Here is a 20,096-nt window from a genome sequence, read left to right as displayed (position 1 = left end):
TCAACACAAAGGAACGAACCGATGCGTAATCGACGGACCGAACGCTCGTCCGGAGACGTCCCGTTCCGGTTGTGGGCACCGGCCCGCTTCCGCGCCGCCGTGTCGATTGCGGCCGCCACCGCCGCCGGCCTGGTCCCGACGGTGGCGGTCCTGCCGGGCCCAGCCCACGCGGCCGTCGTGCCCTCGGTCAGTGTCAGCGGCGCCGGGGACACCGCCGAGGGGGAGGCGGTCCGGTTCGAGTTGACCCTCAGCGAACCCGCCGACACCGACGTCACGGTGCAGGTGAGCACGACGGGCGGGAACGGTGCCGCGACGGAGGGGGCCGACTACGCCGGGCTCTCGGCTGTCGACGTCACCATCCCGCAGGGACAGACCAGCAAGATCGTCGAGGTTATGACGCTGGCTGATGGGGTCGACGACAGCATGGAGGTGGTCTATCTGGAGATCGTCGATCCCGGTACCGCGACGTTGGGGACCGGGACTGCTTCGGGCATGATCGTCGAGCCGGTCTTCACGGTTACCCCGGTCGGCGACATCGTCGAGGGGGACGCCGATCGCACCCAATACTTCGACATCTCTCTCAACTTCACCTTTCGGTCCGCGATCACCCTTGATTACTCGATCACCGCGGGCGCGGGCACTGCCACCGAGGGTGAGGACTTCGAGCCCGTAGTGGACGAGCGGCTCTACTTCGGGCCACAGGAGCCGTCGAAACGGGTCGCGATGACGATCCACGGCAATGAGGTGTATCGGGGCGCCGATCGAAGCTTCGCCTTCAGCCTGACCAACCTGGTCGGCGGGACCGCCCGGGGGATGCAGACCCGTACCTTCGACATCATCGACGACGAGGGTGTCCCGGAGATCGCGTCCGTGACGAGCGCGGCAGTCACTGAGGGCGCCAGCGGGTCCAAGACGGCCACCTTCACGGTGGCGCTGACGAATGCGACGCTGGACCCGGTCATTCTGAACGTCTCGGCGACCGGCGGTACCGCGACGAACTCGCCGGACACCGTGGGCGGCCTCGACTTCGGCGCCCCTGCGACGGTAACGGTCCCTCCCGGGGCGGAGACCGCCACCTTCGACGTGACCGTCCACGGTGACGACGTCTTCGAAGTGGACGAGACCGTCCCGATCGTCGTGAGCCCACCCTCGGGCAGCCAGGTCGTGACCGGCGCGGCCAAGTCGGGGACGCTGACGATCGCCAACGACGACGATATGCCGACTGTTGCCTTCGACGGGTTCGACCTTCCCGAGAGTTCCGGCAACGTCGGAGTCTGGTTCACCGTGACCGGCGACGCGCAGGCTCCCCTCCCGTGGACCGGCACACTCACCGGTGCCGCCGACGGCGGCAGCGACCCGGCCGAGAACGACGACTTCGCCGACGGCGATCTGGTGCGGTCCGGCACGCTCGCGCCCGGTGCCGACCGGATCGACATGGGCACCGTCAACCTGGACCACGGCAGTACCGATGAGTTCGACGAAACGGTCAAGGCCACCGTCGAACTGGGCGATGCCGCTCCGGTCAGCGGTTTCGCCACCATCCGGGACTTCCCCAGCCAGCAGGAGCCCAAGCTCATGGTCCCCCCGGCGGTGACCGTGCAGGAGGGATCCCCGGTTTGGATCCCGGTGAGCCTGGATTTCGCCGCCAACCCCAACAACACCGCGACCACGACCGAGAAACCCATCACGGTCCGATACACCGTGACTCCCGAAAGTGCGGCCCAGGAAACGGACTACGCCGCGGCGAGCGGCACGCTGACCATCAACCCGCCGGCCGGCTCCGCGAACATCGTGATCAACACGCTGCAGGACGTGATCGCCGAGGCAAACGAGACCTTCACCGTCACGCTGAGCAGTGCCGACAACGCCGTAGCCGACGGATCCCAGACGACCACGGTCACTGTCTCGGACGTCGACACCCAGCCCACGCCGACGGTCAGCATCGGGGATGCCGCGCCCGTTCCGGAGGGCAGGCCGCTCGTCTTCCCGTTGACCCTCAGCAATCCGAAGAGCACGCCGATCACGGTCCGGATCTCCACCACGGGCGGCACGGCCACGCCCAACGCCGACTATGGACCGCTCTCGGAGGTGGAGGTCACCTTCGCGGCCGGCCAGACCACAGCGACGGTCGAAGTCCCGACGAACCCGGACAACCTCTTCGAGCACGAGAACGAGACGGTCACCGCGCGGATCACCGACCCGGGCACCGCCAATCTCGGGGTGAAGGCGAACGCCCAAGGCGACATCGCCGACCCGGGGTTGCGGATCGGCACCATGACGATCGACGAGAACGCGAACCGTACCGCGGCCGTCGACATGGTCCTGAGCGTTCCGCTGGACACGCGGTTGCAGGCCTGGTTCGAGTTGCTGGTGGGCTCCGCGACCACGGGCGCGTTCACCCCGATCTCGTCCGGGCCGCTCACCTACGAACCCGGTCAGACGAGCCGGCAGATCTCCGGGACACTGCCCGCCGGCTTCGACGTCACCGCACCCGGCAGCATGCTGAAGGTCCGCCTCAACAACGTGTACACGGACTCCGGGCTGCCGGTCGTGGGTACCGGTGAGCACTCGACCATGCTCGGTGCACCGGTCGATCCCGGGGCTGTCCCGACGGTCGGCATCGGGAGCGCCGGGACTGTCGCGGAGGGCCGTCCGCTCCGGTTCCCGCTGACCCTCGACCGCCCGAGCAGCAGTCCCGTCACGGTTCTGGTCTCCACCGAGCCGGGGACGGCCACCCCCGGCGCCGACCATGCCGAGGCCTTCGGTATCCCCGTCACGTTCCAGCCGGGTCAGGTCACGGCCACCGCTGAGATCATGACGAACCAGGACGGCATCTTCGAGCACGACAGCGAGACGGTGCACGTACGGATCACGAATCCGGGCTCGGCAGTTCTGGGATCGGCGAGCTCGTACGGCAAGATCATCGATCCGGCGTTGAAGATCGGCACCATGTCGGTCGACGAGAACGCGAGTCGTGAAGCGGTCGTCGACATGGTTCTCAACGTCCCGCTGGACACGCGCCTGCAGGCCGGCTACGAGCTGTTGCTGGGATCCGCGAGCACCAACGTGTTCACGCCGATCTCGTCCGGCACGCTGACCTACGAGCCCGGCCAGACGAACCGGCAGATCTCCGGGCCGCTGCCCGGTGACTACAACGCCGGCGCACCCGACCGGATGCTGAAGGTCCGGTTGTACAACCTGTTCACCGACTCGGGACTGCCGGTCATGGGTACCGGCGAGCACTCGTCCGTGCTCGGTGGGTCCGGCGATCCGGGCTCCGTGCCCACGGTCCGGATCTCCGAACCCGGCACCGCCCTGGAAGGGCGCCCGCTCCGGTTCCCGCTGACCCTCGACCGCCCGAGCAGCAGTCCGATCACCGTGCGGATCTCCACCGGCGCGGGTACGGCCACTCCCGGCGCCGACTATGCCGAGGCCTTCGACATGCCCGTCACGTTCCAGCCGGGTCAGGTCACGGCCACCGCCGACATCATGACGAACCAGGACGGCTTCTTCGAGCACGACAGCGAGACCGTCAACGCGCGGATCACGGATCCGGGATCCGCCGCCCTGGGTTCGCCGCCCAGCTCGTACGGCCGGATCGTCGATCCGGTGTTGAAGATCGGCACCATGTCGATCGACGAGAACGCGAGCCGCGACGCCGTCGTCGACTTGGCCCTCAACGTCGCTCTGGACACGCGGCTGCAGGCCGGCTACGAACTGTCGCTGGGTTCCGCGAGCACGGGCGTGTTCACCCCGCTCTCGTCCGGAGTGCTGTTCTACGAGCCCGGGCAGACCAGCCTGCAGATCTCGGCGCCGCTGCCCTTCGACTTCAACGCCGCCGCCCCAGGCAAGATGCTCAAAGTGCGGCTGTACAACCTGTACACCGACAACGGGCTGCAGGTCATGGGCACCGGCGAGCACTCCGCCATGATCGGCGGAACCGGTGGTACGCCGACGATCGCGTCGGTCACCTCCCTGCCGCAGAGCGAGGGCGACGGCTCGGCGCAGGTCACGTTCACGGTGCAGCTGAGCGGTCCGGCGGCCGGGCCGGTCACGCTTGACGTGTCCGCTCTGGACGACAGTGCGGTCCGCTGGGGTTCGGGTCCCGGCAGCAACGACTTCTCCGTACCCGCCGAGGTCTTCATCCCGGAAGGCCAGACCCAGGGAAACTTCACGGTGACCGTCAACGGTGACGGGGTCTTCGAACCGGACGAGCAGGCGTGGATCACCGTGACGCCGCGGCCGGGCGACCCGAACGTGACCGGCCCGATGCAGCAGTCGATGCTGAAGATCTACAACGACGACGCCGCTCCGGCGCTGACCTTCGGCGGCTTCGACCTGACCGAGGGCGCCGGCGGAGGGCTCTGGTTCGACGTCGCCGGCGTGACCCAGAATCCGCTGCCCTGGACGGCCACGGTCCGCGGCGCCTCGGACGGCAGCTCCGACCCGGCCGAGCCGAACGACTTCGAGGGCGGCGCTCTCGTGCTGTCGGGCACCCTGCAGCCCTACGCGACCCGCATCGATCTGGGCTCGGCCGGCATTCCGGCGGACTCCGCCGACGAGTACGACGAGACGATCGAGGCGTCCGTCGAGGTCGGCGGGCAAGCGCCGGTCACCGGCTACGGCCTCATCCGTGACTCGTACTCGAACATGCCGCCCCGCCTGCGGGTGCCGGACCAGACGACGGTGATCGAGGGGGAGGTGGCGGACCTGCCGGTCGAGCTGGACTTCAGCTCGGTGCCCGGCAACACCGCCACCAGCACCGAGAAGCTGGTCACCGTCGACCACACCACCACCGGCGGTACGGCCACCGCCGGCACCGACTTCACCGGAGCGTCCGGCACGCTCGTCTTCACGCCACCGTCCACCAGCCAGGCCGTCACCGTCGCGACGCTTGCCGACACGACGGCCGAGAACGACGAGACGCTGTCGGTCAACCTGTCGAACCCGTCGAACGCGGAGCTCGGCGGATCGCCGGCCACCGTGACCATCAAGGGTGACAACGCCGCGGACTTTCAGGTGCAGCCGGACGTCACGGCGACTGAGGGACAGGGTTCCGTCGCGGTCACCGTCTCGCTGGCCCGGGTCGCGGCCGGCCCGGTCGACTTCACGATCAGCACCGGCGACGACACCGCCCGGCGCGGGCAGACCGGTCCGGGCGGCGACGACTACGGGTCGCCGCCGCCGACCCTCACCATCCCGCAGGGGCAGACGTCCGCCACCGTCACGGTGCCGATCGTCGACGACCAGGTCTACGAGGAGACGGAGTCCGCGAAGATCACGGTGGCCCTGGCCTCCGGCGAGACGGATGCCACCGGGCCGGCCCAGTCCGGCGTGCTGACGATCACCGACGACGACCCGGCTCCCACCATCACCCTGAACTCGGTGAACGCCACCGAGGGCGGCACCGTCGACGTGATGGCGACCCCGTCCGGAGTGGCCGAGGACCCGGTCGGCTTCCAGCTCGGCCTCACCACCGGTGGCCCTCGCAACGACCCGGCCGAGAGCGAGGACTACATCGACAGCGGCGCGCCGGCCGTCCTGCCCGGCGGCAGCACCGGCCCGGTCCTGCTGCGGTCGATCCCGCTGGCCGCCGACACCGCCGACGAACTGACCGAGTCGTTCACGGTGACCGCCACCAGTCAGGGGACACCCGCCGCGACGTCAGTCTCGGCCGTCTACGGCATCCTCGACGATCCGAACGACCTGCCGCCGTCCGCTGTCGTCCTTCCCGCGAACGTACGCGAGGAACTGGGCTACGCCGAGGTGCCGGTGGCGCTCGAGTTCACCGGAGGCAACGGCGCCACCCGTACCGACCAGCCCGTCACGGTCTACTTCGAGGTGGTGCCCGGCACCGCCACCAGCGCCGACATCGGCACACCGGCCGGCAACCAGCTGTTCTTCCCGCCCGGCCAGAACTACGCCGTCATCCGGGTGCCGATCGAGAACGACCGGCGCCGGGAGCCCGACGAGGCCTTCGAGGTCCGGCTCGTCGCTGTCGAGCCGTTCGGCAGCAGCATCGCCCGTGCCAGCAGCGACGTCGTCATCGTCGACGACGACCAGAACCTGCCGGTGCCGTCGTTCACCGTCAGCGGTGACGTCACCGCCCGGGAGGGCGACAGCTCGGCGACGCTGACGGTCACCCTGAGCGAACCGGCGCAGGGCGACGTCGACCTGGTCGTCGAGGCGCAGCCGGGCACCGCCACGCCGGACGACTACGGGCCGCCGGCCGCGAGTCTGCGGATCCCCGAGGGCAGTGTGAGCGGTTCGATCACCGTTCCGATCCAGCAGGACACGGTGTACGAGGGCGACGAGACCGCCCGCATCGCGGTGTCACTGGCCGCCGGCGAACTGGACGCGGCCGGCAAGGTCCAGGAGGGGCGGCTGTTCATCACCGACGACGACCGGGCGCCCACCATCACCCTCGACCCGACCGCGGGCACCGTCGACGAGGGCGACACGATCGAACTGTCCGGCACCGTGACCGGAACCGCCCAGCGCGACTTCGAGATCAGTACCGCGGCCGCCGCCGGGATCGCCGCCGACGGCGAGGACGCCGGTCCCGACGACTTCGAACTGGACCGGGTCACGGTCACCGTGCCCGGTGGTACTCCGGCCGGCGCCAGGTTCCGCGTCGGCACGATCGAGTTCCTCGACGACGCCGTCGACGAGAACACCGAGACGGCGACCGTGTCACTGGCCGGCGGGAGCCGTACCTTCCGCATCAACGACGACCCGGACGACACGCCGCCGGCCGTCTCGATCACCGACGCGTCCGTCGGCGAGAGCGCGGGCACCGTCCGGCTCAACGTGTCGCTGCAGTTCACCGGGGGTGCCGTCAGCACTTCGCGCACCGTCACCGTGCCCTGGTCGACGGTGGACGGCACGGCCGACGCGGGCAAGGACTACACCAGATCAGCCGGTACGGTGACGTTCACACCGCAGTCGGAGACGGCCACCATCAGCGTCCCGATCCTGCCGGACACCAAGGACGAGGCCGACCAGACCTTCACCGTGCGACTCGGCACCCCGTCGCCGGCCGACGCCAGACTGGCCGCCGCCGAGGCCGAGGTCGTCCTCGAGGACGACGACAAGCCCAAGCCGCCGACCGTGACCGCGCCCGCCACCAGCACCGGCGAGGGACGGATCACGATCACCGGCACCGCGGCCCCCGGTACCAGGGTGGAGCTGCTCACCGCTCAGGGCGTCTCTGGCGGGACGTTCAAGGTGGCCGCCACCACCACGGCCGACGACGACGGCGCCTACTCGTTCAGGCCCAACTTCACCAAGGGCTACCGGGTGCAGGTCCGGGCCGCCGGACTGACGTCGCCGGTCCGCACCATCCAGGTCCGCCAGGACGTGGAGCTGGCGGTGGCCTCCAACGCCAAGGGCGCCGCGACCCTCACGGTCACCGGCGATCCCGGCGAACCGGGGCAGAAGGTCACAATCCAGCGTCAGGTCAAGGGCGGCTGGGACGAGATCGAGGACGGCAAGCTGGGTACGAACGGCAAGTTCACCACCACGGTGCGTTCCCTGAAAGCCGGCAACCATGTGTTCCGGGCCGTGATCTCCGCGACACCGGCACTGGGCATCACCGCCGGGACCTCACCGGCCCGATCGGTGCGGGTGAAATAGCACCGAACAGCCAGGGAAGGGCGGTCCGATGGGGCCGCCCTTCCGCCGTTTCCCGGGACGGGACGTTTCGCCGCGGGTACAGTTCGCCGCTGGTCAGGGTGCTTTCGCGGGGTTGCCAGCCTTCGCGTCAAGGCGGAATCCCGGCTATGTGAAGGACTTTCTACCGAAAAACCCGTTCCGCCGCTAACAGGGCGATACGCCGGTTAGATTGCAGTTGGCGCCGCCCCACGCGGATCTTCGCATCCGGTGTTTGCGCTGCTGAGGGCCGGTCAAGACCGGCACCCCCAACCGCCCTAGGTGCGGTACCCGAACAGGCAAACCCGTCGCGAGACGGGGACGCAAAGCCAGGGGCCTCCCCGCTGGAGGTAGCCCAGCCGCCGAAGGAGACAGGAAGAGAATGCGTCATCGACCCATCCAAGCGGCGCCGCGAGAGCGGGTGCCGTTCACGCTCTGGGGACCAAAGCGAATCCGGCATGCCCTGGCCACCGCCACCGCCGCCGCCATCGGCCTGGTCCCCGCAGTTTTCGTCGCCTCACCCGCCTACGCGGCGGCCAACGATTACCTGACCATCACGGCGACCTCCAACTGGGAGGGCGGTCCGCTCTCCTACAAGTTGAGCTACACCGGAACCGTCGAAGCGAAGTTCGAGATCACCTTCGCCGGGACCGCGACAGGTGCTGTCGTCCCGGACGCGTCTGTCACGAACAAGGACTTCGGCAACCTTTACGGTCCCAGGGATCTCAACGCGGACAACGACACCGCCGACGCCGGAGAAGCTGAGGCGCCCTCCGTGGTTACCTTCCCGGCGTCCAGCACGTCATCGCCGACCACCATTACGGTCTCCGTGCCAACGGTCGCTGACGGCGACACCAGCGATGAGACCGTCATCCTTCGGGCGACGAACATCGACTTCGGTGCTGACGATGATGGTGACGCCACCTACAAGGAAGCCACCGCCACGATTTGGGGCGCGCCTGCCAACCAGCCGACGCTGACCCTGTCCGTTCCCGCGACGGTTCCGGAGAGCCAGGGCACGGTTCCGATCGTCGCGAGCCTGTCGGGCATCCTCCAGAACGACATCACGGTTCCCATCGCAGCCGCGGGTACTTCGACCACGCTGCTCGGCGCGACCGTCTCGGGGGCTGTCACCACCGGTGGTGTCACCCGGGACTTCACTGCTCTGGCAGCGGACGCGACGATCACCATCCCGGCCGGTCAGCTCACCGCGGCGGTCAATCTCGCTATCAACGACGACATCGTCGATGAACCGGACCTTCAGTACATCCGGCTGACCACCACGGGCCCGGCGGTGTCCGGTGTCGTCGCCGGCGCACCCGCCACGGCGGACCTGGCCATCGAGGACAACGACGCCGCGCCGACGGTCAGCATCGACAACGCGCCGGCCGTCAACGAAGGTGGCAACGCCAGCTTCCCGATCAGGCTCTCCGGCCTCTCGGAGAAGACCCTCAAGGTCGACTTCACCGCCTCGGCGGGTACCGACACCGCCACCGCCCGAGGCGCCGCGACCACGGACTTCACCGCGGGCACCTCGACGGTCACGTTCGACCCGCTGAGCCAGACGGTCTACAAGACCGTGGCGGTCGGCGGCGACTCGATCGTGGAGGGTACCGAGACCTTCAAAGCGGCTCTGAGCGTCACGCCGTCGGTGACAGGACCCGCGGTCGCGGCAGCGCTGGGCACGACGACAACGGCGATCGGCACGATCAGGGATGTCGAGACGCTACCGACCCTCGAGGTCACCGACCTCACCTCCGCTACGCCGGGCACCGTCGATGTCTTCTACGACGAGGGTGCCTCCGGGGACTCCGCGAAGTTGGTCCAGGTCAAGGTCGACGTCAGCGGCACCACAAGGGAGACTCCGCTCAAGCTCGACTACGCGTTCACCGGCGGTACCGCCACGAACGGCACCGACTACCGGGGCACGAACGGCACCATCACCATCCCGACCACCGAGACCGGCACGGCGGGCATCGTCACCGTCAACATCCCGGTGACGATCGTCGGTGACACGACCTACGAGGGGACCACGTACGGATCCGGCCGGGCCGAGTCCTTCGATCTGGTTCTGAGCAGCTCGAACGCGACCATCGACCCCGCGGATCTCGGTACGCAGACGGTCTACATCGTCGAGGGCGCGGACGACTCGAAGGCGACGTGGACCACCTCGGACGTCGCGGTGGTCGAGGGTAACGAGGGCGTCACGACGGTCAAGGTGCCGGTCGCGCTGAGCGCGCCGGTCGGCACGGACACCGTCCTCACCCCCGTTTTCGGTCAGACGCCGGGCAGCGCCACCGAGACCGGTGTCAACGCCGGCGCCACGGTCGGAGACAACGACTTCGACCTGCCGACCGCCAACACGGTGACCATCAAGGCCGGTCAGACGACCGGAACGGTCGAGATCCCCATCAACGGGGACGCCGTCTACGAACGTGACGAAGCGTTCGTCGTCGACTTCACGGTCGCCGGCACCTCGGTAGAGGCGGGGCTGACCGCGGACGTCCAGCACAGCGCGCGCGTCACCATCTCCAACGACGACGCGAAGCCGACGGTGAAGATCAACGAGATCGCCGGCGCTGAGGGCACGACCGTCCGGGTCGTGGGAACACTCACCGGAGTCTCCGCATACCCCTATTCGCTGGGCCTCACGGTTGCCGGCACCGGGGACAACCCCGCGACCCCGGGGAAGGACTTCGAGGTTCCGGCGACGCTCGCCACCACCAGGATCGACATCGCCAAGGGGCAGACCGCGTTCGCCGACTCGAGGCTGGCAGAGTTCTACCTGCTGCCGGACGATGTCGACGAGCCCACCGAGACCTTCGGTGTCACCGTCTCTGAGACGAGTGCCGCGCCGCAGGGCTTCGCCTCGACGACCGGCAACTTCCGGATCACGGACGACCCGGCGGACCTGCCGCCGGCGGCCTCGGTCCAGGACGAGTCGATCGGTGAGTGGGAGCAGTCGGTCGACGTCGACGTCACGTTCGCCTTCGACGAGAACACCAAGGAGACCTCGCAGACTGTCACCATCCCGTGGCAGACCTCCGACGGCTCCGCCAAGGCGGGCGAGGACTACCAGTTCACCAAGGGTGTCATCACCCTCAAGCCGGGCGACCTGACCGCCAAGGTCAACATCCCGGTGATCAACGACAAGATGAAGGAGGGCGACGAGAACTTCTACGTCAAGCTCCTCAGCGCGTCGCCGACCGGTGCCTCGATCGCCCGGGGTGTCGGCGAGGTCATCATCAAGTCGGAGGACAAGGCCGACGCGGTCACGCCGACGCTGACCGTCTCCGGTCCGGCCAAGGGTGTCGGCCTGGCGACCTTCCGCGGCACCGCGGCTCCGAACACGACGGTCGAGCTGTGGGGCGCTCCGCTCCCGGAGACCAACCCGGCGAACTTCAAGTACCTGTCCGAGACCGACGCTGACGACGACGGCTACTTCCAGCTGAACTCGCGGTCCCTCTCGACCGGCTGGTCGTTCGTGGCCCGGTCGCAGGAGATCAACTCCGCGGTCAAGACCGTCAAGGTCACGCAGCTGCCGTCCTTCTCGGCGAGCTCGCCCTCGAGGGGCAGGCTGAGCGTCTCGGTGGCGGGCAACCCGCGGGCGGCCGGCCAGGCGGTCACGGTGCAGCGCTGGTCCGGCGGCAAGTGGGTGAACGTCGGTAAGGGCACCACCACCGCGACCGGTTGGAAGGGCACCTTCAGCTTCAAGTCGAAGACCAAGCTGACGCTGCGCGCCACAGTCGGCGGCAACGCGGCCGCCGGCATCAACACCGGCTACTCCGGCAACAAGACGGTGACCATCAAGTAGCGGTCATCAGTTCGACGAGACGGGGGCGGCCTGACGGCCGCCCCCGTTCCGCGTATCCGCGGCATCTTCGTGGCCGCCGCAAGCAGCGGTCCCACGGCAAGCGTCAATCGCGCCGCAAGCAGCAGTCCCACTGCGGGCATCAATCCCGCCGCAAGCAGCCCCGTCCCGCACGTTGCAGGACGCCGGTACGGTCAGTCGACCTCGACGACTGCCTGGGCGAACTGGGCGGAGTACAACCGCGCGTAGGCCCCACCCGCCGCCAGCAGCGACTCGTGAGTCCCCTGCTCGACGATCGAGCCGTTCTCCATCACCAGGATCACGTCGGCGTCGCGGATGGTGGAGAGGCGGTGGGCGATGACGAAGCTGGTCCGGCCGGTGCGCAGGGTGGCCATCGCGCGTTGGATGAGCACCTCGGTACGTGTGTCGACGGAGCTGGTGGCCTCGTCGAGGATCAGGATGCTCGGCTCGGCGAGGAACGCCCGCGCGATGGTGACCAGCTGTTTCTGGCCGGCGCTGACGTTGGACCCCTCCTCGTCGATCTTCGTGTCGTAGCCGTCGGGCAGCATCCGCACGAACCCGTCGACGTGGGCGGCCTCCGCCGCCGCGTGGATGGCCGGGAGGTCGGGTGACGAGGCCCCGTATCCGATGTTGTCGGCGATGCTGCCGCCGAACAGCCATGTGTCCTGCAGGACCATGCCGATCTGCGAGCGCAGCTGTTCACGCGGCATGGTGGCGATGTCGACCCCGTCGAGGGTGATCCGGCCGCCGGTCACGTCGTAGAACCGCATCAGCAGGTTGACCAGGGTGGTCTTGCCGGCGCCGGTGGGTCCGACGATGGCCACGGTCTGTCCGGGTTCGACGCTCAGGTTCAGGTTCTCGATGAGCGGCTTGTCCGGCAGGTAGCGGAACGACACGTTCTCGAACGCGATCCGCCCGCGGACAGTGCCGAGGTCCACCGGCGGCGGCTCCTCCGAAAGAGAAGAAGCGTCGAGCAGGGCGAACACCCGTTCGGCGGAGGCCACCCCGGACTGGACGAGGTTCGCCATGCTGGCCACCTGGGTGAGCGGCTGGCTGAACTGGCGGGAGTACTGGATGAACGCCTGCACCTCGCCGAGGGTCAGGGTGCCGGACGCGACCCGGAGTCCGCCGATGACGGCCACCAGGACGTAGTTGAAGTTGGAGATGAACATCATCGCGGGCTGGATCAGGCCGGAGATGAACTGGGCCCGGAAGCTCGACGCGTACAACTTGTCGTTGTGCCCGGCGAAGGTGGATGCGGCCTCGTCCTGCCGGCCGAAGACCTTGACCAGCGTGTGGCCGGTGAACATCTCCTCGATGTGCCCGTTGAGGTGGCCGGTCGTCTTCCACTGCGCGACGAACTGCGGCTGGGACCGCTTGCCGATCACGGTCGTCAGCCAGATCGACACCGGCACCGTGATCAGGGCGATCAGGGCGAGCAGGGGCGAGATCCAGAACATCATCCCGAGTACGCCGACGATCGTCAGCAGCGCCGTGACGAGCTGTGCGAACGTCTGCTGAAGCGTCTGCGCGATGTTGTCGGTGTCGTTGGTCGCGCGGCTCAGTACTTCACCGCGCGGCTGCTTGTCGAAGTAGGCCAGTGGCAGCCGGGCCAGTTTGTCCTCCACCTGCTGGCGCAGGTCGTAGACGGCGGCCTGCACCGCTCGGGTGGTGAGCCGGCCCTGCAGTACGCCGAAGACCCACGCGAAGACGTAGATGATCGCCACCCACATCAGGACCTCGGCCAGCCGGTCGAAGTCGATGCCCCGGCCGGGTACGGCGTCGACGCCGGAGAGCAGGTCGGCCTGCGCGTTCTGCCCGGTGGCGCGCAACTGTTCGATGGCCTGCTCCCGGGTGACCCCGGCCGGCAGGTCCCGGCCGAGCATCTTGCCGATCACGCCTTCGAAGATCACGTCGGTGGCGTGCCCGAGCAGATAGGGGCCGAGCACCGACAGGAAGACGCCGACCACGCCGAATGCCAGCGCACCGGCGACGAACAGCCGTTGTGGCTTGAGCAGGCGGAGCAGGCGTTTGGTTGACCCTTTGAAGTCCTCGAGCTTCTCCGGCGGCCCACCGGCCATCATCATCCGGGCGGCCGGCGGCCCGGCGGGAATGGGCCCGCGGCGCTGAGGAGCGGGAGTGGTCATCTGGTGCTCGCCTCCTCCACGGTCAACTGCGAGAGAACGATCTCGCGGTACGTGGGGCTGGTGTCCATGAGTTCCTCGTGTGTGCCGGTGCCGACCACCTTGCCGTCGTCGAGCACGATGATTCGGTCGGCGTCGCGGATCGTGCTGACCCGCTGCGCCACGATGATCACGGTGGCGTCCGTCATGTGTTCGGTGAGCGCCGACCGCAGGGCCGCGTCGGTGGCGTAGTCGAGTGCCGAGAACGAGTCGTCGAACAGGTAGATCTCCGGCCGGTGCACGAGCGTACGGGCGATGGCGAGCCGTTGCCGCTGGCCGCCGGAGACGTTGGTGCCGCCCTGCGCGATCGGGGCGTCCAGCTGTCCTTCCATCGACTCGACGAACGGCCGGGCCTGGGCGATCTCGAGGGCCTGCCAGAGCTGGTCGTCGGTGGCGGCCGGATTGCCGTAGCGCAGGTTGGACGCGATGGTGCCGGTGAACAGGTAGGGCCGCTGCGGGACCAGGCCGATCACCGACGACAGCAGTGCCGGGTCGATCTCGCGTACGTCCACCCCGTCGACCAGGACCTGGCCCTCGGTGGCGTCGAACAGCCGGGGGACCAGGTTGAGCAGGGTGGTCTTGCCACTGCCGGTGCTGCCGATGATCGCGGTGACCTCGCCGGGGCGCGCGGTCAGCCGTACGCCGGAAAGCACTCCTGCCTCGGCTCCCGGATAGCGGAAGCCGACGTCGCGCAGCTCCAGATGGCCGTGCCGGGAAAGCGTGGTGATCGGCGCCGGAGGCGGCACCACGCTGGACTCGGTGTCGAGGATCTCCTCGATCCGCTCAGCGCAGACCTCGGCGCGCGGCACCATCATGAACATGAAGGTCGCCATCATGATGGAGAAGAGGATCTGCATCAGATAGCTGATGAACGCGGTCAGCTGGCCGATCTGCATGCCGCCCGAGTCGATGCGGTGGCCGCCGTACCAGAGGACCGCGACGCTGGAGATGTTCACGACCAGCAGCACGGTCGGGAACATCAGCGCCATGATCCGGCCGACCCGTAGCGACACGTCGGTCAGTTCGTCGTTGGCGACGCTGTACCGCTGCCGCTCGTGATCGTCGCGGACGAACGCGCGGATCACCCGGATGCCGGTGATCTGCTCCCGCATCACCTGGTTGATCCGGTCGAGGCGCTCCTGCATGGTCCGGAACAGCGGCCGCATCCGGGTGATGATCAAGCCGATGACGGTGATCAGCACCGGCACGATGACCAGCAGCAGGCCGGACAGCGGCACGTCCTCGCGCAGGGCCAGCACGACGCCGCCGACCAGCATGATCGGTGCCGACACCATCAGCGTGAAGGTGAGCAGCACCAGCATCTGGATCTGCTGGACGTCGTTGGTGGTCCGGGTGATCAGGGACGGCGCGCCGAACTGGCCGACCTCGCGGGCGGAGAAGCTCTGCACCCGGTCGAAGATGGAGGCGCGCAGGTCACGGCCGACGGCCATGGCGGTGCGGGCACCGAAGTACACGGCCACGACCTGCGCGGCGATCTGCAGCACCGTGATGCCGAGCATGGCGGCGCCGATCCGCATCACGTAACCGGTGTCGCCCTTGATGACGCCGTTGTCGATGATGTCGGCGTTGAGCGCGGGCAGGTAGAGCGTCGCGATGGTCTGCAGGAACTGGAAGAGGACCACCAGGGTGATCTCTCTGCGGTACGGCCGTAGATGGACCTTCAGCAATCTGATCAGCAAGACGGAGTCTCCTTGATGTGGATGCCGTCGAGCAGCAGGGCCGCAAGATCCGCACCACTGAACGAGTCGGGCTGCCCGTAAGGCCCGAAGGTGTTGGCGCCGCAGAACATCAGCAGCAGATGGGCGGCGCGGGCCGGTGTGACCCGGAGACTTGCGGCGTCGGGGGCGAAGACGTCAGCGAGCGCGGCGCCGATCTTCTCCCGGTTGGCGGTCATCCGGGCGACGGTTGCCGGATCCTGTTCGCCGACCATGATGAGCTTGCGGGCCGCGTGCATCAGGTGGGCGCGCTCGACGAATCGCTGGTGCACCAGTTCGGCGGCGGCGATCACCCGCTCGCGCAGCGGTGCGGAGCGGTCGATCGCGGCCAGTGCGTCGAGGTCGGCCTGCGGGTCGAGCGCCTTGATCACGGAGCAGGTCACCAGCTGGCTCTTGCTCTCGAAGACGCCGAAGATCGTGCCCTCGGCGACTCCGGCGGCGCTGGCGATCTGCCGGGTGCTCACCTCCAGACCGTGTTCGTGCAGCAGCGGGATGGTCGCCTCGATGAGGGCCGCCCGCCGTTCCTCCGGCGCCATCGCCGGGACGCGTCTGCGCCGGTTCTCCATGCCGGCCACTCTAATGAGCGAGTGCTCACTCAGACAAATGAAATACCGCGGTCGAACCGGGCACAGCTGACTGGCGTATGAAGGAAGCGTGAGCGAAAAGAAGCCGTACCGCCGGGTCATCCGACACATGACCACGGGATTTGCCGCAGTTCTGGTGTTCCTGGCCCTGATCGTCCCGGACCAGATCTTCCGCCTGCCCCCCGGTAACTCGGTCGTCACCGCGCTCCTGCGGATCCCCGTCGAGGCGCTCGTCGCCGGCGCGCTGCTGCTCCTGCTGCCCCGGCGAGGGCGGTTCGGCCGGGCCCGCCGGCCGATCGCGCTCGGCCTCGGTGTGCTGCTCGGGCTGCTCACCGTGATCAAGATGATCGACATCGGCTTCTTCGCCGTACTGGCCCGCCGATTCGACCCGGTGCTGGACTGGATCCTGGTCGACGACGCGTTCAACTTCATGGCCGACTCGATCGGGAAAGCCGCCACCATCGGTGTCGCCGCCGCCGTGGTGCTCGGTGCGATCGGCCTGGTCGTCCTGATGACCTGGGCGGTCCAGCGGCTCAGTGGCATCATGCTCGAGCACCGGGCCGGCTCGTGGCGGGGACTCGGCGCGGTCGCGGCGGCCTGGATCGCCCTGACGGCGATGAGTTTCCAGCTGATCGGCGGCATCCCGGTGGCCTCGCACACCGCCGCAGACCTGGCCGCGCACACCGCCCTTGCGCTGCCCAACGACCTCGCCGACCGGAAACGGTTCGCCGCCGAGGTGCGGGTCGACGCGTACCGGGACCGGCCGGCCGACCAGATGCTCACCGCTCTGCGGAACTCCGACGTCATCGTGTCGTTCATCGAGAGTTACGGCCGGGACGCGATCGAGGACCCGGCCCTCAACGGCCCGGTGCTGTCGAGCATCGCCGCCAACCAGGAGAAACTGGCCGCCAAGGGTTACTCGGCGCGCAGCGGCTGGCTGACCTCCTCCACAGCCGGTGGCGGCAGCTGGCTGGCCCACTCCACGTTGCTGTCCGGTCTCTGGATCGACAACGAGCAGCGTTACCGCAGTGTCGTCTCCTCCGACCGGCTGACCCTCACCAGGGCATTCAAGAACAGTGGCCATCGTACGGTCGGAGTCGAGCCCGGCATCACCTTCGCGTGGCCCGAGGGCGAGTTCTACGGGTACGACCACATCTACGACTCGCACACACTCGGCTACAACGGACCCCGGTTCAGCTGGTCGCCGATGCCGGACCAGTACGTGATGTCCGCCTTCCAGAAACTGGAGTACGGCGTCGCCGACCGCGGCCGGCTGCTCGCCGAGATCACCCTGACCTCCAGCCACACCCCGTGGGCCCCGGTGCCCAGCATGGTCGACTGGAACACGATCGGCGACGGCAGCCTCTACGGCCCGATGGTCGCCGGAGCCGAGGCGCCGACGACCGTGTGGAAGGACGAGAAGCGGATGCGCACCGAGTACGCCCGCTCGGTCGCCTACTCGATGGACAGCCTGCTCGGGCACATGGCGGAGTACGGCCGCGACGACCTGGTGATGGTGTTCCTCGGCGACCACCAGCCGGCCTCCGCCGTGGTCGGGCACGACGCCACCCGCGACGTGCCGATCACGATCGTCGCCAAGGACCCCAAGGTGCTCGACCGGATCGCCGGCTGGGGCTGGACCGACGGCCTCAAGCCCGACCCGGCCGCGCCGGTCTGGCGGATGGACTCCTTCCGGGACCGTTTCCTCGCGGCATACGGCCCGGAAGGCGACCCGCACTGATCACCCGGGGACGATGTCGATGACCTGCCCGGCCGGGAGCCGTGGGGTCTTCGGCGGTGCCGATTGCGCCGGGTCGAGCGTGCCCAGGCGTACCGCCAGGTAGGGGAAGCCCACGTCGCCGAGCATCCGGCGCAGCGTCTGCCGGGTGAACGGGATCTCCACCGGGCTGCTCAGCGGCAGCACGCTCACCGCCTGCTCGGTGGCGGCCAGCCACAGCCGGCTCAGCGCCTCCCCGGCACGCAGCCAGTCGTCCGCGCCGTCGCCCTCGCCGTAGAGCACCGCGTACACCGCGGCCTCGTCGTGCCCGTCCCCGGCGGCGAGTGTGCCTCTGGCCTGGAAGTCGCGTTCGGCGACCGTGGTGAGCGGCAACTCCTCGGGCAGCGCCGAGGCCGGGATGCCGGTGCCGTCGGGGCGTTCGCCACCCACCCAGGTGGCGGTCTCGGCCTTCATCCGGTCGTCGTGCGCCTCGGCGTTCTGGGCCCGGTCGACCGCCACCGCCAGCGCGATCACCTGGTCACGGCCGAGGACGTGCATCCGGGCGCCGCTCTCCTCGGTGACCTTCACCAGGTACCGCAGGGTGTCCTCGGGCACTCGCTCGTCGGTCACCGTCCGCCGGTCGGTACGCCGTACCTGCAGCATCTGGAAGTGCCGGGTCGCCTCCGGTCGTACCGGCTCCTGCTCGACCGGCCGGATCACGGCGAGCGGCTCACCCGCCGGCCGGTCCACCTCGTGCCGCCACCCCTCGGCCTCGAGGGCCACCTGGGCGTGGTGCAGGGCGGTTCCGCAGCTGAGCAGCAGCATCCGGCCTTCCGGATCCTGCTCGTGCAGCTGCCGCTCGGCCACGCCGAACAGTTCGAGGCGCCCGTCCCGGACCACCCAGCGCCACGGCTGCGTGTTGTGGATCGACGGGGCGAACCGGGCCGCATCCGCCGCCTGGACCAGTGCGCGCTTGACCTCGTCGGTGTCGTTCATGTCCCTATCGTGCGCCTTCCACCCGGCGGCGGGTACGGCCTTTGGGCCCTAGCGCCGTGTCCCGCGTGTCACCGGAACCCGGACCGTCTCGCTAGGCTGCTGCCGTGTTCGCCATCGACCTCACCGAGAATGCCCAGCTCCGCCCGCTCGAACCATGGCAGGCCGAGGAGTTCCTGGCCCACATGGACCGGGCCCGCGTGACCGTCGACCCGTGGATTCCGTGGGCCAGCGTCAGCACCGACCTGGCCAGTGCCACCGCCACGCTGCAGCGTTACGCCGACAACACGGCAAAGGACAAGCAGCGGCTCTACGGCATCTGGCTCGACGGCACACTTGTCGGCGGCACCATGTTCGTGGCCTTCGACGCAAATGCCGGCAACTGTGAGATCGGCGTCTGGCTGGAACCGGCCGCCACCGGCCGCGGCCTGGTCACCCGCGCCGCCCGGGTACTGATCGACTGGGCGTTCAACGTCCGCGGCCTGCACCGCGTCGAGTGGCACTGCAACCCGGACAACGTCAGCAGTTCCAACGTGGCCCGGCGGCTCGGCATGACGTGCGAGGGGCGGCTGCGCGAGTCGTACCCCTGGCGGGGTGTCCGCAACGACACCGAGATCTGGGCGGTCCTCGCCCCGGAATGGAAGTAGATTCACAGGCGATGTTCGCGGAACCGTCGCTGACCCATCGCCGTGAGGACGGGCTCGACGTCCCGTTGCTGCTCTGGCGCTTCCCCGAGCCGCTGCTGGCCGTCTCCAGCGCCGTGCTCGGCGGCGGCGTGGGCCCCCGTGAGTGGCTGATCAACGCGTCGGTCGCGATGTCGTACGCCCGTCCCGATCCCGACGCCCACCTGGCGTCGCTCGCCGCCGGTCTGGGCCTCACCGGCCCGGGCATCGGCCTGCTCACCGGCGTCGACGTCGCCGACGTGGTCGCCACCCGCGACGACGACGTGCAGGTCCACGCCACCGTGGGCCTCGGGGCACCGATCCAGGCCGCCTCCGCCGAGACCGGCTTCGATCATCGGCCGGACGGCACTGCGGCGGCCGCGACCGAATCCGTCGACCGGCCGGGGACGGTGAACATCGTCGTGTGGGTGCCGCAGCGGCTCTCCGGCGGCGCGCTGGTCAACGCGGTCGCCACCGCCACCGAGGCGAAGACGCAGGCCCTGGCCGAGCTGGGCCTGTCCGCCACCGGGACGGCAACCGACGCCGTCTGTGTGGTCTGCCCGCTCGACGGCCCACCGGCCGCCTACGGAGGGCCGCGATCCCGCTGGGGCGCGCCGCTCGCCCGTGCCGTGCACCGGGCCGTCCTCATCGGCGGCGCGGACAACCTGGCCACCGGCCGTTCCTGGTCCGACCGCGCGCTCGGCAGCCGGTCGGCGGGCTGATTCAACGGCTGGCTCGC

At 69.0% G+C, this 20,096-nt stretch carries 9 protein-coding genes and 1 riboswitch; of the genes, 5 read left to right on the top strand and 4 right to left on the bottom strand.

From position 1 onward, the window contains the following. The first annotated feature begins 21 nt into the window (after positions 1–21). Both AB0G04_RS29345 and AB0G04_RS29340 read left to right on the top strand, forming a co-directional pair. Entirely contained in the window at positions 22–7,635 is a 7,614-nt protein-coding gene (locus tag AB0G04_RS29345) for a Calx-beta domain-containing protein (protein WP_360988946.1), read from the top strand. A gap of 303 nt (positions 7,636–7,938) precedes the next feature. After that, a riboswitch (cyclic di-GMP riboswitch) is annotated at positions 7,939–8,017 on the top strand. Between the two features lie 15 nt (positions 8,018–8,032). Continuing rightward, positions 8,033–11,464, top strand: coding sequence for a Calx-beta domain-containing protein (locus AB0G04_RS29340; RefSeq protein WP_360988943.1), 3,432 nt, complete (start codon positions 8,033–8,035; stop codon positions 11,462–11,464). A 191-nt stretch (positions 11,465–11,655) separates the two neighbouring features. Here AB0G04_RS29340 and AB0G04_RS29335 read toward each other — a convergent pair whose 3' ends face one another. The 3 genes from AB0G04_RS29335 to AB0G04_RS29325 are packed head-to-tail and all read right to left on the bottom strand — an operon-like array spanning position 11,656 to position 15,967. Then, complete coding sequence (locus AB0G04_RS29335) at positions 11,656–13,569, bottom strand: ABC transporter ATP-binding protein (protein ID WP_360989134.1); 1,914 nt, start codon at positions 13,567–13,569, stop codon at positions 11,656–11,658. Between the two features lie 56 nt (positions 13,570–13,625). Then, a complete protein-coding gene (locus AB0G04_RS29330) occupies positions 13,626–15,365 on the bottom strand; it encodes an ABC transporter ATP-binding protein (protein WP_360988940.1) in 1,740 nt (579 codons plus the stop codon). Continuing rightward, a complete protein-coding gene (locus AB0G04_RS29325) occupies positions 15,359–15,967 on the bottom strand; it encodes a TetR/AcrR family transcriptional regulator (protein ID WP_360988937.1) in 609 nt (202 codons plus the stop codon). Before AB0G04_RS29325 ends, AB0G04_RS29330 begins: the two co-directional genes overlap by 7 nt. Before the next feature lie 127 nt (positions 15,968–16,094). Between AB0G04_RS29325 and AB0G04_RS29320 the strand changes: the two genes are divergently transcribed. Beyond that, on the top strand, positions 16,095–17,726 hold the full coding sequence (locus AB0G04_RS29320; RefSeq protein WP_360988934.1) for a sulfatase: 1,632 nt from the start codon (positions 16,095–16,097) through the stop codon (positions 17,724–17,726). Here the strand turns inward: AB0G04_RS29320 and AB0G04_RS29315 are convergent, their stop codons facing one another. Further along, a complete protein-coding gene (locus AB0G04_RS29315) occupies positions 17,727–18,698 on the bottom strand; it encodes a nitroreductase (protein ID WP_360988931.1) in 972 nt (323 codons plus the stop codon). 104 nt (positions 18,699–18,802) lie between these two features. Here AB0G04_RS29315 and AB0G04_RS29310 point away from each other — a divergent pair, with 104 nt between their 5' ends. Beyond that, the gene (locus tag AB0G04_RS29310) at positions 18,803–19,342 is read left to right on the top strand and encodes a GNAT family protein (protein ID WP_360988928.1); all 540 of its coding nucleotides are present in this window, start codon (positions 18,803–18,805) and stop codon (positions 19,340–19,342) included. A gap of 11 nt (positions 19,343–19,353) precedes the next feature. After that, a complete protein-coding gene (locus AB0G04_RS29305) occupies positions 19,354–20,079 on the top strand; it encodes an adenosylcobinamide amidohydrolase (protein ID WP_360988925.1) in 726 nt (241 codons plus the stop codon). Positions 20,080–20,096: the final 17 nt, after the last annotated feature.

The organism is Actinoplanes sp. NPDC023801 (genome assembly GCF_040639655.1).
GTDB lineage: Bacteria > Actinomycetota > Actinomycetes > Mycobacteriales > Micromonosporaceae > Actinoplanes.
Note: the sequence above shows the minus strand (reverse complement) of the source record. Positions and strands in the feature narration are given on the sequence as shown.